At 60.4% G+C, this 14,927-nt stretch carries 11 protein-coding genes and 1 riboswitch; all 11 genes read right to left on the bottom strand.

All coding sequences use genetic code 11. From position 1 onward, the window contains the following. Nucleotides 1–123 precede the first annotated feature (123 nt). A complete protein-coding gene (locus MJA45_RS04535) occupies nucleotides 124–429 on the bottom strand; it encodes a hypothetical protein (protein ID WP_315606098.1) in 306 nt (101 codons plus the stop codon). Nucleotides 430–558: 129 nt separating this feature from the next. Continuing rightward, complete coding sequence (queE, locus tag MJA45_RS04530) at nucleotides 559–1,437, bottom strand: 7-carboxy-7-deazaguanine synthase QueE (RefSeq protein ID WP_315606097.1); 879 nt, start codon at nucleotides 1,435–1,437, stop codon at nucleotides 559–561. Further along, nucleotides 1,427–1,870, bottom strand: a complete 444-nt coding sequence (locus MJA45_RS04525; RefSeq protein ID WP_315606096.1) for a 6-carboxytetrahydropterin synthase — start codon at nucleotides 1,868–1,870, stop codon at nucleotides 1,427–1,429. Before MJA45_RS04525 ends, queE begins: the two co-directional genes overlap by 11 nt. Next, entirely contained in the window at nucleotides 1,867–2,532 is a 666-nt protein-coding gene (gene queC, locus MJA45_RS04520; protein WP_315606095.1) for a 7-cyano-7-deazaguanine synthase QueC, read from the bottom strand. The genes MJA45_RS04525 and queC overlap by 4 nt, the downstream gene beginning before the upstream one ends. A gap of 6 nt (nucleotides 2,533–2,538) precedes the next feature. Then, a riboswitch (PreQ1 riboswitch) is annotated at nucleotides 2,539–2,582 on the bottom strand. A gap of 94 nt (nucleotides 2,583–2,676) precedes the next feature. Next, nucleotides 2,677–4,689 carry a methyl-accepting chemotaxis protein gene (locus MJA45_RS04515; RefSeq protein WP_315606094.1) on the bottom strand — a complete coding sequence of 671 codons (2,013 nt, stop codon included), beginning with the start codon at nucleotides 4,687–4,689 and terminating at the stop codon, nucleotides 2,677–2,679. Nucleotides 4,690–4,941: 252 nt separating this feature from the next. Next, nucleotides 4,942–5,844 carry an aldo/keto reductase gene (locus MJA45_RS04510; protein WP_315606093.1) on the bottom strand — a complete coding sequence of 301 codons (903 nt, stop codon included), beginning with the start codon at nucleotides 5,842–5,844 and terminating at the stop codon, nucleotides 4,942–4,944. Between the two features lie 188 nt (nucleotides 5,845–6,032). Further along, the gene (htpG, locus tag MJA45_RS04505) at nucleotides 6,033–7,913 is read right to left on the bottom strand and encodes a molecular chaperone HtpG (protein WP_315606092.1); all 1,881 of its coding nucleotides are present in this window, start codon (nucleotides 7,911–7,913) and stop codon (nucleotides 6,033–6,035) included. Nucleotides 7,914–8,156: 243 nt separating this feature from the next. Beyond that, nucleotides 8,157–11,339, bottom strand: coding sequence for an alpha-mannosidase (locus MJA45_RS04500; RefSeq protein ID WP_315606091.1), 3,183 nt, complete (start codon nucleotides 11,337–11,339; stop codon nucleotides 8,157–8,159). Nucleotides 11,340–11,360: 21 nt separating this feature from the next. Beyond that, nucleotides 11,361–11,489: a hypothetical protein gene (locus MJA45_RS04495; protein ID WP_315606090.1), complete on the bottom strand. Its 129-nt coding sequence runs from the start codon at nucleotides 11,487–11,489 to the stop codon at nucleotides 11,361–11,363. 575 nt (nucleotides 11,490–12,064) lie between these two features. Further along, complete coding sequence (locus MJA45_RS04490) at nucleotides 12,065–13,147, bottom strand: acyltransferase family protein (protein ID WP_315606089.1); 1,083 nt, start codon at nucleotides 13,145–13,147, stop codon at nucleotides 12,065–12,067. Next, nucleotides 13,140–14,918: a class I adenylate-forming enzyme family protein gene (locus MJA45_RS04485; protein ID WP_315606088.1), complete on the bottom strand. Its 1,779-nt coding sequence runs from the start codon at nucleotides 14,916–14,918 to the stop codon at nucleotides 13,140–13,142. The genes MJA45_RS04490 and MJA45_RS04485 overlap by 8 nt, the downstream gene beginning before the upstream one ends. Nucleotides 14,919–14,927: the final 9 nt, after the last annotated feature.

Below are 14,927 nucleotides of genomic sequence, written 5' to 3'. Positions count from 1 at the left end.
TCTAGACAGCAGAACCACAACACGAAGAAACCCAGCCGCGCCCGGCCGGGTTTCTTCGTGTTGTGATACGACGGGGTCGGCCAGATTTAAGGGAACCTCCAGTGCCGTGCCGGCTCCGGCGGTTCATTCCACCACCCGGGCTACCTTCCTGCTGCACGTCGAGCAGACACCCTCGAGAACGATCCCGTAAGGCATCAGCTGGACCGTATAGTCCTTGATCCGGACCACTCCGCAATTTCCGCAGAAGACATTGGAAAGAAACCTCTCCTGAACATCAGGCTGAACCTCTCGCCATCGTTTCATCCCCTCCAGAGAGGTAACCCCGGACAGACGGGCATATTCCTTCCGGGCCTTCTCCTCAAGCAGGATTTCCGTGACATGCTCCCTTGCTTCCGGGCTGGATTTTACTGCTTCGATCAGAAGCTCCATCAGTTCCTCCGGCGAGCGCTCCTTCAGCTCCTTTTTAAGCTGAGGAAGCGTCAGCTTCCATCGGTTGGCTATGCTTTTCCCCTCCTGTCGGTTAGAAGACTCTCTTCTGTTTCTCCTACCCTTTCCTGATCAAACGCCTCGGCGGTTGCCCCAGAGCCACGTATGAAGCTGGGGAAGCACACGGACGTTCCGCATAGACCGGTCCTCCATTACACATCCGACCAGCCATTCGTATCGCCCGAGCAGCCCGTGAAGCAGGCGGCCCTGATCCTCTTCCGCCACATCCGGGTTGCCCGGCTGCAGGAAAAAGGGGACGCCCGGATAGCGAAGATGCACCGTGCGGGCATAGGCCAGGTCGGCGTCGTCCATCACGACTACCTTGAGGGAGACGGACGTTCCGCGGGCGTTTCTGCCATCTGGCAGCCGCCCCCGGCTCCCGGCGGCCACCGTATTCTCCCCGGCCGTCCCTCCCTGCCGAGCGGCCGGCTTTCGGAAAGAATGCTCCTCCCCCGCCGGGCCGTCCTTTCTGTGCCTTTCTTCAGATAAGGGGACCTCTCTCAGCTTGCCGACAATGGCATCCAGAACTCTCCAGTCCGTCTCCATGCCGGAGCTGGGAGGCTTGGGCGACAGCGTCAGATCATCGATGGCCGCGAACCAGTCCTGCCAGCGGCTGCCCTGGGTTTCGAGTGCGACCGACCAGCCTCTGGCATGCAGGGAGTCGATCAGCTTCCCCAGGCCCCCGAGGAGGGCCGGGTTTCCGCCCGACAGGGTAACATGGTCGAACGTCCCGGCTCCCAGCCGGTCAAGCTCTTCCAAGATTTTCTCAGGAGCCATCCAGCGGATGTCCTCCTTGCCCGAGCCGTCCCACGTGAAGGCGGAGTCGCACCAGGAACACGAGTAGTCGCAGCCGGCCGTGCGAATGAACATCGTTTTGCGTCCGATCACCATGCCCTCTCCCTGAATGGTCGGTCCGAAAATTTCCAGGACGGGGAAGCGGTCACCCTTCATGCCGGACACCTGCCTTCGGCCGGTAAAGAACGTAGCTTGTCGGGGTCTCCCGGAGAAAGACCTGGAGGCAGACCGGCCGGTTTTCCCTCGTATCCAAGTAGTCTTGAATCAGCTCGTAAATCGTTCTCGCCACGATCTCCGTGGTCGGGAAGCGGGACGGATCGGCATCGTCGAAGAGCGGATCGTCATTCAGGCGGGTATGATCGAACCGGTCGTGAATGAGCTTTTTGACCACGGAGAAATTGACCAGGAAGCCTAGGGAATCGAGCTCGTCTCCGGCGATCGTCACGTTGGCAAAGTACGTATGGCCGTGCACCCGGGCGCAAGCGCCCGCCTCCTCATGAGGAACCGAGTGGGCGGCGGCAAAATGGAAGTCCTTGTTCAATTCATAAGCATAAGGATGGGCAACGGAAGGGTAGATTTGCTGTATCATTGTGCTTCTTCTCCGTCCCGGCCCGCCAAGTATTGCTCGAGTCCCCTTCGGCGAAGCCTGCAGGCAGGGCATTCCCCGCAGCCGTCCGCCATCACCCCGTTGTAGCAGGTTAAGGTTTTGGTCCGGACGTAGTCCAGGACCCCCATTCGATCCGACAGCGCCCACGTTTCGGCCTTGTTCAGCCACATGAGGGGAGTCTCGATGACGAAGGAATAATCCATCGCCAGGTTCAGGGTCACGTTCAGCGACTTGATGAAGATATCCCGGCAGTCCGGGTAGCCGCTGAAATCCGTCTCGCACACGCCGGTGACGAGATGGCGCCCTCCCCGCTGCTTGACGAGGACGGCGGCAAATGAAAGAAAGAGCAGGTTGCGCCCGTCCACGAAGGTGGTCGGCAGCTGGCCCTCCTCTTCCTTGATGTCCATGTTGTCCCGCGTCAGGGCGCTCGGGGCGAGCTGGTTCAGAAGCGACAGGTCCAGCACGTGCTGCCGGACGCCGAGCTCCCGGGCGATATCCGCCGCGCATTCGAGCTCCCGCTTGTGGCGCTGTCCGTATTGAAACGTGACCGCCTCCACCTCGGCGTAGCGCTCGCGCGCCCAGAACAGGCACGTCGTGCTGTCCTGTCCTCCGCTGAAGACAACAAGGGCTTTATCTTTAATCATGAATTCATCTCCTTAGTTTTTTATAGAGGGAGTTCGCGAACCTCTCCCGGCGGGAAGCGTCAGTGTCTTCCCCCGCCGGATTTCTTACGATTTCGTTCGTAACTATACCACAGGCGGTAACGCCTTGCACATGGATTTTCCTGCCTACAGCTTATACCCGGTCAGCACCTGGTTGATGTCCCGGGCTGTGGTTTCGAGCGTTTCGGCGGAAGCGGCAATCTCATCCATGGACGCCGTCTGCTCCTCGACGGAAGCGGCGATCGCCTCCGCACTTCCGGCCGTCAGGCGGGAAACCTCCTGAACATGCCCGACTCCGTCCAAAACCTGTCCCCACCGGTCGGCCAATTGCCGGTTGCCCTCGGCGGCGGCGGAAATTTGCTCGAGCAGGTGGCCGGTTGCCGCCCGAATCCGGTTGAAGACAGCCTCCACTTCCCCGAAAGCGTCCATGCCCTCGCGGATATCCCCGTCTTGAAGCTCCCGGCTGCGGACGATTTCCTGAATTCTTTCCCGGATTTCCGACACCATCTGCGTCACATCGCCAGCGGCGGTAACGGAATGCTCCGCCAGCTTGCGGACCTCTCCCGCCACCACGGCAAAGCCCCGGCCCGCTTCCCCGGCCCTCGCCGCTTCAATGGCGGCATTGAGGGCAAGCAGCTGGGTCTGGTCCGCTATCTCGGAAAGAAGCGTCACAATCTCTCCGATTTTCTCCGATTGGAGAGCTAGCTGTTCGATCACCTCGTGGCTCTTCCGGGTGTTCGTCTGGATCACTTTCATTCGGTCCGTGGCCGTATTCAGCATCGCGAGCCCGGTCTCCACCTGCCGGCCGGCTTCCCGGGAGGTCCGGTCGGTCACCTCAGTCAGGCCGTTCGCCCTCTCGACCGTCCGGGCCAATTCGCTGAACATCTCGCCGATCCAGGCCAGCCGGCGGTCGGAATCCTGGGCCCGCTGGGCCACCGCCTGCGTTTCTTCGGCAATATGGTGATTCACCACGCCGGTTTGGGCGGTGGAGCGGGACATCGTTTCGGCGACGACGCCGAATTCGCGCAGCGCCTCCACCATCCGACCCATCGTGTTCTGCAGCGTCGCCAGCATCGCATTGGCCGCCGACGCCAAGGTGCCGATCTCGTCACGGGAGCCTTCCGGCAGCCGCAGGGTCAGGTCTCCGCTTCCTTCGCCGATAGCTGTTAGGGTGCCTTCGAGCTTCTTAAGCCGGCGGAAAGGGCGGGAAACGATGAGCAGGACCACCAGCCAGGCCAGAAACAACCCGATCAGAGCGGCTCCGGCTGTGACCTGGCGGATATCGGAAAGCATTTGATTGGATAGGGCCACAACAAAGCCTTGTCCATTCGACAGCGGGGACACAAAAAAAGTGACGCCCTCCCCGTTCCACGAGCCGAAGCGGGAAACGGTCATTCCCGAGGCCAGGGCGGAAGCCAGGCTTACTTTTGTATTATCATCCAGTTCCTTCCAAGAATCCTCGCTGGCGTAGAGGACGGTTCCATCCGCTCCCACCACCCCCGAGAGCCGCACATCCGCTCCCAGCCGGTTCTTCATCTGGTCGATCAGCGGCTTGACGCCGATCGCGTTCTCGAGCTTAGTCAGCTTCTCTCCCTCTCGGCCGACTTGGACGATACGCGGCGAAGCGGATGACCAGCTTCCGACCCCTGCGTACTTGTACACCTTCCCGTCCAGGCTGCGCTTCTCCGCCCCCTGGGCGACGGAAGAGCGCTTGCCCGTAATAAGGTCCATGAATTCATAAGCCTGTCCTTTCGGATCGGCGGCAAAGCTAAAGTCGACCTGCGGTCCCGCATTGGTCAGCACGACCTTGCCCTTGTCATCGGAGATCCACAGCTCGTCGATTCCGGCTTTCCGGCTCAGGGCCGTCAGGTCCTCGTACCCGATCTTCTTCTCGGTCAGGTACGAAACCAGGGTGGCCTGGCCGAGCATTTCCTTTTCCATGACCTCTTCGGCGGTCTTTCGGGCGAGCATGGCATTCTCCACGCTCATCCGTACCACCTCGGCCGTACTTGCGCCCTTCCGCAGCAGACTCTCCTCCGTCATCCGGTAGAGGATCAGCGCCATTCCCGCGATCACCACGGTAACGACCAGCATGACCGGCAGGATGATTTTGTACTTTAGCGACAGCTTGCTTAGCATAACACCCTCCTATTTCCTTATTTTCCCTTTGTGATATTCTCCAGATTTCGACACATTCCTTCTTGGACCTTTAGTTTTCGGGACTTTTTTCCTATGTAGATTCTGTGAACGGGCTCCCATTAAAAAAAGCTTTCCGGCCGAGGAGTGCTCTACCGGAAAGCCGTATTATGTCGTTTTGCCTTCGCAAAAGACCCCATGGCGTCCTGTCAATCGCGTGTTGTCCACTCTAAAGTCGATTGCGGCTTAGCCTTATTACTTCAGACCGGCCCAAGCCGGCTCCCGTACCTCCTGCCAGCGTCGGAGAATGGCTTCCATCTCCCTCTCCTCCAGCTTTCCTTTGGCGGCCTGTTGAACATTTTGCCGGAAATGCTCCCTGTTCTTCGTGCCGACGATCGCCGTATGCACTTGGGGGATGGACAGGGTGAACCGGAGGGCGGTCTCCAGAATGTCGTCGGCCGGCTTCTCCAGGAAAGGATAAGAGAGCTTCTCCAGCCGCTCCTTGTAGTCTCCCGGCGTGTTGAATTCCGACTCGTCCCGCTTCCAGACGACGTTCGCCACCGGGCGCTTCGCGATGACGCCGAGTCCGGCCTTCTCCGCCTCCTTCAAGGTCAGATGAACCGCCTCCTGGTCGGCGATGTTGACCGAGGTCTCGATGGCGTCGTATTCCCCCGTCCCAATGGCATACAGCATATCCGTGCTGTCCCCGCTGTAGCCGATATAGCGGACGAGCCCCTCCTCCTTCAGCTTCTTCACCTCAGCGATCAAGTCCCCCTGGCGCAAAATCGCCTCCGAGCAGCTGTGAATCAGCACAAGGTCGAGGTAATCCGTCTGCAGACGCTTCAGGCTGCGCTCCACACTCGGGCGGACGGCCCGGGCATCCCAGTCGGGATAATCCAGCCCGACCGACTCTCCTTCCCCGCATTTGCTGAACAGGTAGTAATCCTTCCGGCGGTTTCCGATGGCGCGCCCGATGTATTCCTCGCTCCGGTCGTAGTAGGAGGCCGTGTCGATGACCGTTACCCCCAGCTCCAGCACTTCCTCCAGCAGGCGGCGGACCTCCTCGAAGGCGACGCCTTCCTCCATCCCGATGGGCGCCGCACCGAAGCCCAGAACCGACACGTTCATATCCGTCTTTCCGAATTTCCGTTTTTCCATGCTTCAAGCACCTCCGTTGGTAGTAAGTTCCTCCCTTTTTACCCATTTGTAAGGAAGAAGAACCTTTCCAAACACGAGATGACCCTCTTAACAGGGAGGCCGGGCTCCTGCTGTAGGAAGCCAAAACAAAACCCGCCCTGGCTGGCCAGAGGCGGGTTTCGTTTGGTTTTGACCGGAGCTGCGTAAGCCTACACCATGATTTTGCAGATGTCGTTCGTGAACTCGACCGGATCGCCGACCGGCAGGCCTTCGATTAGGAGGGCCTGGTTGTACAGCAGGTTCGTATACAGCGCCAGCTTCTCCTTGTCGCTGTCGTGGGCGGCCTTCAGTGAGCGGAACACGTCGTGGTTGACGTTGATCTCGAGCACCTTGTCGGCCTGGATGCCCTGGTTGTTCGGCATCGCCTTCAGGATCTTCTCCATCTCGATCGTCAGCTCGCCTTCGGTGGACAGGCAGACGGGATGGGTTTTGAGCCGCTTGGAGGCTTTGACCTTCTTGACCTTGCCGTCCAGAAGCTTCTGCATGTCCTCGAACAGATCCTTCGCGGCGCTTTCTTCCTCCTCCGGCTTGTCCTTGTCGCCTTCGGACTCGATCCCGAGATCTCCGCTCGAAACCGACTTGAACTCCTTGTCCTGGTATTTCTGGATCACCTTCACGGCGAACTCGTCAATGTCGTCCGTCAGGTACAGAATCTCGTAGCCCTTGTCCGACACGAGCTCGATCTGCGGAAGCTTGTCGATGCGCTCAATGGACTCGCCGGCGGCGTAGTAAATATACTTCTGGTCCTCCGGCATCCGGGATACGTATTCGTCAAGCGTAACCAGCTTCTTCTCCTTGGAGGAATAGAACAGGAGCAGGTTCTGCAGAAGCTCCTTGTTGGCGCCGTAGTCGCTGTAGACCCCAAACTTCAGCTGGCGGCCGAACGCCTGGTAGAAGGTTTCGTACTTCTCGCGCTCGTCCTTCAAGAGGCTCTGCAACTGGCTCTTGATCTTGTTCTTGATGTTCTTCGCAATGAGGCTCAGCTGCCGGTCATGCTGCAGCATCTCCCGGGAAATGTTGAGCGACAGGTCCTCGGAGTCCACCATCCCCTTCACGAAGGAGAAATAATCCGGCAGCAGGTCCGGACATTTGTCCATGATAAGGACGCCGTTCGAGTACAGCTCCAGGCCCTTCTCGTATTCTTTCGTGTAGTAGTCAAACGGCGTGTTCTCCGGAATGAACAGAATCGCGTTGTAGACGACCGCCCCGTCCGCGCTGATATGGACATGCTTAAGCGGCTTGTCGTAGCCGTAGCGCTTCTCCGCATAGAAGTTCTCGTAGTCCTCGGCGGTCAGCTCATTCTTGTTCTTGCGCCAGATCGGAACCATGCTGTTGACGGTTTCCTCTTCCGTGTATTCCTCGAACTCGTTCTCGGCGCCTTCCTTCGCCCGCTGCTTCTTGATGTCCATCTTGATGGGGTAGCGGATAAAGTCCGAATATTTCTTCACGATGGCGCGGAGCCGGTATTCCTCCAGGAACTCGTCGTACCGGTCGTCCTCCGTGTTCTCCTTGATCTTCAGGATGATCTCGGTGCCCGTCGTCTCCTTCTCGGCCGGTACGATCGTGTACCCGTCGGCTCCTTCGGACTCCCACTTGTAGGCTTGTCCGCTTCCGTGGGCGCGGGAGATCACCGTGACGACATCCGCCACCATGAAGGCGGCATAGAAGCCGACCCCGAACTGGCCGATGATGTTGTGCCCTTCCTTCGCCTCGTTCTCGCTCTTGAACGCGAGCGACCCGCTCTTCGCAATCGTTCCCAGGTTCGCCTCGAGCTCCTCCTGGGTCATGCCGATCCCCGTATCCGTCAAGGTTAGGGTGCGGCTCGCCTTGTCGGCCGTTAATTTGATATAGTAGTCCTCTTTGTTGAACACAAGCGTTTCGTCGGTCAAGGCTTTGTAGTAAAGCTTGTCGATGGCGTCGCTTGCGTTGGAGATCAATTCCCTCAAGAAAATTTCCTTCTGCGTATAAATCGAATGGATCATCATGTCCAGCAGGCGCTTGGACTCCGCCTGGAACTCTTTCTTTGCCATGAATGGGTCTCCTTTCGGTTTGCCTAACTTAGCGGCCGGGCCGCCTGCTTTAGCACTCATCCCTCATGAGTGCTAAGTCTTCTTTCTATATATCATATCCCTCTTTTGACTGTCAATAGATGGAGAGGGACCAGCAAGGCTTCCATCCGGACAAACCAAAGAAGCCGTCGCCTAAGCCAGCCAGGCTGACTTAAGGGACGGCTTCTCGTACCTTCCGGGAATGTTGTTCCTTATCGGGCTTCCCTATTGCTTATCGGCTCCGCTCTGCAGGAACAACTTGACCGATTTGATTTCATAAGGCGCCAGCTCAAACGAAACGGGAATCCCCATGTTCTTCTCTCCCGCTTCCCGTTCCATGAGGTCGGTCTCCTGCCACCCGGCAAGGGAAGCATCACTCGTCAGGGTAACGCGGCCGCGGGCGCCGGCGAATTCATGCAGGCGGATGAGGATCGCGTCCTCGTCCTCTGCCTTTTTGACCGCATCGATCCGGACATGCTCGGAGGACGGCGTACAGAGGGAGAAGCGGGCCGGACCCGCCGGCTGACCGGATACCGCTTGAACCGGATTGTTCAGATACCAGGCCGCCTGGACGGTCCCTCCCTGCAGCCAGTCACCCTCATGCGGAAGCAGCGCGTACGTAAACTCGTGCTCCCCTTGATCGGCCTGGGGATCGGGGACCATCGCCGACTTGATGAGCGACAGCCGCAGCACGTTATCCTTGATGTCGTAGCCGTACTTGCAGTCGTTCAGGAGACTGACCCCGTAATGCCGCTCCGATAGATCGGCCCATTGGTGCCCGACCGATTCGAAGCGGGCATAATCCCAGCTGGTGTTCCAATGCGTAGGCCGCTTCACATTCCCGAACTGAATGTCGTAGGTCGCTTCCGACGCATGGATGCGGACGGGGAACGCCACCTTCAGCAGCTGGCGCTGTTCGTGCCAATCTACCTTGGTCTCGAAATCGATCCGGCGGTGGCGGGCGTAGACGATCATCCTCTGGCGGATCACGGACCGGCCGTAGGCCCACCCGAACCGGAGGACCATGCGAACCGGCCCCGCCTCCTCCACCTCGAGCTCCGTCAGCTGATGGATCTCTCTCTTCTTCTCCTGATAGAAAATATCGATGTCCCATGCCTCGTGGCGCCCTTTCGGCTTGTCCTCGAACACCTGCAGCACGTTGCCGCATGCGCCGAAGGCCAGCACCTCCCGGTCCGCCAGACGGTCATACAGCCGGGTCAGCTGCCCCGACTCGTTCCATTCCATCTCGTAGAACGGCGTCCGAAGGCTTTGTCCGTCCCATTCAAAAGGAAGCTCCCGCCGCGCGGCATCGGCCTCCGCTCCGGCGGCCGCCGGGGTGAAGCGCAGGGCGACGTAGCCCATGGCGGGCAATCCCTCCACGTCCACGGTCCAGCCCTCCCCGCCCCGCTGGGCCGCCAGGGCTTTACCGGAATCGTCCGTCCAGCTTCCTTCGCCGAATCCTTCGGCAGCGGGTATCGAAACGGCCTCGTTCCGGCTCCAAGAGGCGCCGTTAAACAGCGTGACCGACCGCCCTTCGCCCCCGGAAGCGGGCTCCAGCAACTCCTCCGCAGCCTGGTTCCAGACCTGTCCGGCTATACGGAACGCTTCGGCATACTCCTCCCGGCTGTCCTGATACACCTCCGCAATGGAGGAGCCGGGGATGATGTCGTGGAACTGGTTCCGGAGAATGATCTTCCAGCCCTCGTACAAGTCCCGGTCCGGATAGAGGCTCCACTTCGACTGCCGGAGGCAGCCCAGCACCGCGAGCCATTCCGTTTCGCGATACAGAAGCTCAAGCTTCCGGTTCGCCCGCTTGTTGTACGCCTGGCTCGTGTACGTGCCGCGGTGAAGCTCCAGGTACAACTCCCCTCTCCACGTGTGGACATAGCGGTCGGTCGAGTCGATCTGCTCCTTCAACCGGTCAAAATAATCGTCCGCTCTCCCCGTGACGGCTTGAGGCAATCCCGGCATGTTCTGCAGCCTGCGGCGCATCTCCAGCATTTCCCGGTTTACGCCCCCGCCTCCGTCCCCGTAGCCGTAAGACAAGAGAAGCTCCCGGTTGATCTCCTTGTCCCGGTAGGCGTCCCATATCCCTTCTATGGAGGCAGGGGTTACGCTGCCGTTGTAAGTATAGTAGAACGCCCCTTCGCTCGAGCCCGGATCGGGGGTGGTGATGAAGTGGGTCAGCACCTCGGTGCCGTCGATCCCCCGCCAGCGGAACGTGTCATGCGGCATCCGGTTGTACTGGTTCCAGCTGATCTTGGTGGTCATGAACATGTCGATTCCCGACTTCTTCAGAATTTGCGGCAAAGCCCAGCTGTAGCCGAACACGTCGGGCAGCCACAGGTACTTGCATTCGATTCCGAATTCGCTCCGGAAGAATCGGGTTCCGTACAGAAGCTGCCGGACCAGGGATTCGCCTGAAGCCAGGTTGCAGTCGGCTTCCAGCCACATCGCTCCTCCCGCCTCCCAGCGTCCGTCGGCGACCCGCTCCTGGATCTGCTTATACAGGGCCGGGTAATCGGACTTGATGTAGTCGTACAGCTGGGGCTGGGTTTGCAGGAAGACATAATCCGGATAGAGCTCCATCAGCCGCAGCACGGTCGAGAACGAACGGGCCGCCTTCTCCCGGGTGTGCTTCAGCCGCCACAGCCACGCTACGTCGATATGCGTATGGCCGACGCAGGTGACCTTGACCGGATGGCCGGCCGGCATGGCGTCCAGCTGCTCCCGCAGCGTATTCCGTGCCCGCTCCACCGATTCGTAGAACGGGGCCGAGCCGGGCTCCGACCAGTCCACCTGCAGGAAGGCCCGGTCCAGGGCGGCCAGAAGCTCATGCCGCTCCGGCCGGCTCTCCTGCAGCTGACCGGCCGTTTCGAGCACGGCGCGGCTCGTGTAGTACAGGTCGTCGGCCGCCTCATCGAGCCAGCACAGCTCCGCCTGCTCGAGCTGATTCTCGATCGGCTCGGCCTTCCCGTAGCCGTTAAGGCCGGACCAGAGGCGGAACTGGAACCGGGTCCTCGCTCCGGCACAATCGGGAGGCAGGAAGACCTCCTCATGATTGGAGTCTACTCCTTGATAAGGTTCGCCGTTCAGGAAGAGGAGCGATTCGAACCCGCTGTTCCCTCCTCCTCCCGTCCGGCCGAAACGAAAGCGGCCCAGCACCTTCCGGCCCTTCCATCCGACGGGGATGTCCGCTTCGAACGCCAGCCAGCGGTACAGATCCCGGCCGGTCCAGCGGTCTCCGAGTCGGACGCTCTGCCATTCGCCTTCTTCCGTCGGATAGGCGCCGATCTCTCCTTCGGGATCCGGCTTCATTCTCATCTGGGCAACCGGAACCGAATCGCGGTACCGGAACGGCTCCATTTCCTTGATTCGCGCCGCCAGTTTCTCTTTCGTCCAAAACATTCCTTCCACCCTTTCTTTCCCTTACTCCCAAAAAAGCCAATGTCTCATTATCCGCCCGATTCCGCGAAAAGAAAAGACGGTCCCGTCAAGCTCCTGAAGCGTTTTGGGCGGTTCCTTGATGCCCGCCTGCTCCAGCTCGTTCTTCGCCATCAGCACAACCTCGAGGATCTGATCGGGCGTGAACGGCTTCTGGATGTAGTCGAACGCCTCGAGCCGTAAAGCCTGCTGGACATATTCAAAGCCGGAATATCCGCTGAAGAAGATGATTTCTCAATCAGGATGCTCCGACAGGATGGTCCGGGCATTTCTAGGCCGCCCATCTACGGCCTCCGGAACCGCGTTAGATTATAGTATACGGGCCGCTCCCTATAAAGCAGGAGCGGCAAATTCACTGTCCACCCCCGGTAAACCGATTGCCTTCGGTCCGTAGGCCGGAAGATGGGTACACGCGCTTAGACAAAAAAACGGCCTTCGGCATCATGGTCATGACGTCGAAAGCCGCTTAGGGGTGTTTGGATTATGGATAGCAATGGCTGGAGAGCAGCGGAAAGGCCCTGCAGCCCGAGGACCGGTCTGTTTCGGCCTCTCGGCCGACAAAGGCAGGCTTGCCGGCTAACCGAACGCCTCTTCTCTTCCGGCAGGCGTGCCGGCTAGCCGAGCGCTTTTCTCTTGCGGCAGGCATGCCCGTTAGCCGAACGCCACTTCTCTTCCGGCAGGCTTGCCTGTTAGCCGAGTGCCGCTTTCCTTCCGGCAGGCTTGCCGGCTTGTCTCCTCCACCGCCTTCCGGCGAGATAGGTAACGAGCAGGCATTCGACCAGCGTCAGGGCGAGATAAGCGAGATCCTGCCATCCGCTCATGCTCTCCACACTCCAATTAAGCACATAGAGGTTTAGGGCCATTAAGGGAATGTGGGCGCAGAAGGTGGCGACGGCAAACCGGTTGATCCACCCGTGGTAACGGCGGACGGCCTGGCTTCTCACCTTCAGAATGCCGTAAAACAGAAGCAGGGTATTCGGCAGCAGGCTGAGGGCGAGCCGGTAATCCGGGCTCCACTCGGCATACCTCATCAGAAACCAGGCCTCGGCTGCATTGAGCCCGATGAGCGGAAGAAGATAGGGCCGAAGCCGGACACGCAGGAAAGCCTGCTCATAACGGCCCAGCAGAACGCCCGCCATAACAAAAGGGAAGCCGAAGCCGGCATACCGGGTCAAGGCGAGCTCGAGATACCCCGCCTGGTCGGCATTCAGGAAAGGCAGAAGGACTGGAACCAACCCGCCGTGCGGACGTAAGCTTCCTCCGAGAAGTTGAATGACGAGGAAGCTCCCCAGGGCAAGCAGGCCCGCTAGGCGAAGACGGCCGGCGCGCCACAGAAGATAGGCCGCCGCGATGCCGAAGAGCAGCGGGGGGATAAACCAGAACTGGACGAACGGCCCGTTCACCAAGAACATAATCACCAGAATCTTCGCTTGGTTGAGAATGGCCGTGGGGCCGAAGCCTCCCCGGACAAGCTCGGGAATCGTATGCTGCGCCGCAAATAGCAGGCAGAACAGGAGATAGAGCAGGCTGAGCCGCTTCAGGTAGCGGCCCGCATACCGGCGCGGATCGGCCGCGTGGGACCAGCCCTGGTAGGCGAGGAAGCCCGCCGTCACGTAGAAGCACGGAACGATGACGCGGCCCAGGAGCAGAACGAACTGCAGCTGCTTACCGGGAATGACATTCAGGTACCGGAGAAGGAACACGTGCGCGAGCAGCACGAGAAGACAGCCCGCCAGCTTGAACAGGGTAATGCCCGGGTAGTAGTTACGCATGCTTCTTCCACTCCCCTCTTCCTTCCAAGGCGGCCCGGATTTCGGGCACCGCGATCTTGCCCGAGGGGGACAGCGGCAGCTCGGGAAGGAACACGATCGTTTGCGGAAGCTTGAAGGCGGCGAGCTGCGGCGCCGCGAAGCCCCGCAGCTTGTCGGGCGTGAGCCCGGCTCCTTCCCGGGCCACGACGCAGGCGCAAACCTGCTCGCCGTACAGCTCGTCGGGCAAGCCCAGCACGAAGGCCTCGTCCACCTCGGGATGGCCGAGCAGGACGCCCTCGATTTCAGCCGGCGAAATCTTCTCTCCGCCGCGGTGAATGAGCCGGTTCAGCCGGCCGGAGATCGTCAGGTTGCCTTCGCCGTCCACATAGCCGATATCCCCGGACCGGTACCACCCGTCCCCTGTATGCGACGGCCGGTCGCCGGTTTCCTTCGCGTAGCGCATCACCCGGTGGCTGCGGACGGCGATCTCGCCAGGCTCGTAGGGAGGCTGGAGCCGGCCCGTCTCCGGATGGAGAATGCGGAGCTCCACTCCCTTCTCGATCTTGCCCGCCAGGGAGCCGGCCGTTCCCTCGAAGGCCTCCGGCTTCACCATCCCGCTGAGAAGGCCCGCGGCCTTCAGCAGGCGGTACAGGATCGACAGCAGGGGCCGGCTCCGGTTAGGCAGGAAGCAGGCTCCGTTCGAAACGGACCCGGCCTCAGAGGAGCCGTAGCTGACGAGAAAGAAGGACAGCTCGAGCTCCTCAATGACCTTCCGCAGTACGTTTGCCGTGACGGCCGCGGAGGTGAAGACCACCCCGAGCAGAGGACGGAGGTCATAGCTTGCCCTTTCGGGAGAAGCGACCATCCGCTGGATCATGTACGGCGTGCCGATCAGCACGCGGCAGCGGCAGGCCGACAGCTGGGCCAGCGCCCGGCCGGGGTGATAATGACGCAGCATCACGATGGGGATGCTGCACGTATGCAGATTGGTGAGAATCGTTCCGAAGCCGCCCAGATGGTACAGCGGAAGCAGGTTGAGCACCGGAAAGCCGCGGGTCAGACGGTCGGTGACCCGAGCCGCCCATTCTCCCGCTATCCCCTTGTTCCGGGCAGGCGGGAGGAAGGAAGCGGCGCTTCGCAGCACGGCCTTCGGTGTTCCGGTCGTTCCGGAGGTATAGAGCAGCACCAGCGGATCGTCCTCATGTACCGATCGGCAGGCGGCGAGGAACGGCTCCCGGGTGTCTGCCCCTCTTCCGGCGGCGGTGAGCTCAGCGAACGGACGAAAGGGAGCGCAGGCGGCTGGATCCTCTCCCAGAACATAGACCCGGGAAGGCAGCCAGGAAAGGTCCTCCCCATCCGTCATGCTCTCCCGGATCATCTCCCGCAGCAGGGCCGGATAATGCTGGCCGTGTCCTTCCCGGCCGAGAATCAGAACCGCCGGGCGGGCATCCTCCAGGTAAGCCCTAAGCTCCTTTTTGCGGGAATACGCATTGAGCGGCACGGCGACGGCTCCGATGCAGCCCGCCGCATACAGGGAGAGCACCATCTCCATCCGGCCCGTCATCAAGAGAGCTACCCTGTCTCCTTTGCGGACGGGAAGCTCCAGCAGCCCGCAGGCCAGCGACTGGACTTCCTTCCATACGGAGGACCAGGTATAGGCCTGCTCCGTCTCCGGAAAGAGATAAGCGGTGTCCTCCGGTGATTTCGCCGCCCTCTCGGCCAGCAGTCCCGGAAGGCTCCGGGGGGCAAGGCCTTTTATCCGCCCCTCATGTTCTTTATAACGACCAATCATGTTTCTTTC

Source organism: Paenibacillus aurantius, assembly GCF_032268605.1.
In the GTDB taxonomy this organism is placed as follows: Bacteria; Bacillota; Bacilli; order Paenibacillales; family NBRC-103111; genus Paenibacillus_AO; species Paenibacillus_AO aurantius.
Note: the sequence above shows the minus strand (reverse complement) of the source record. Positions and strands in the feature narration are given on the sequence as shown.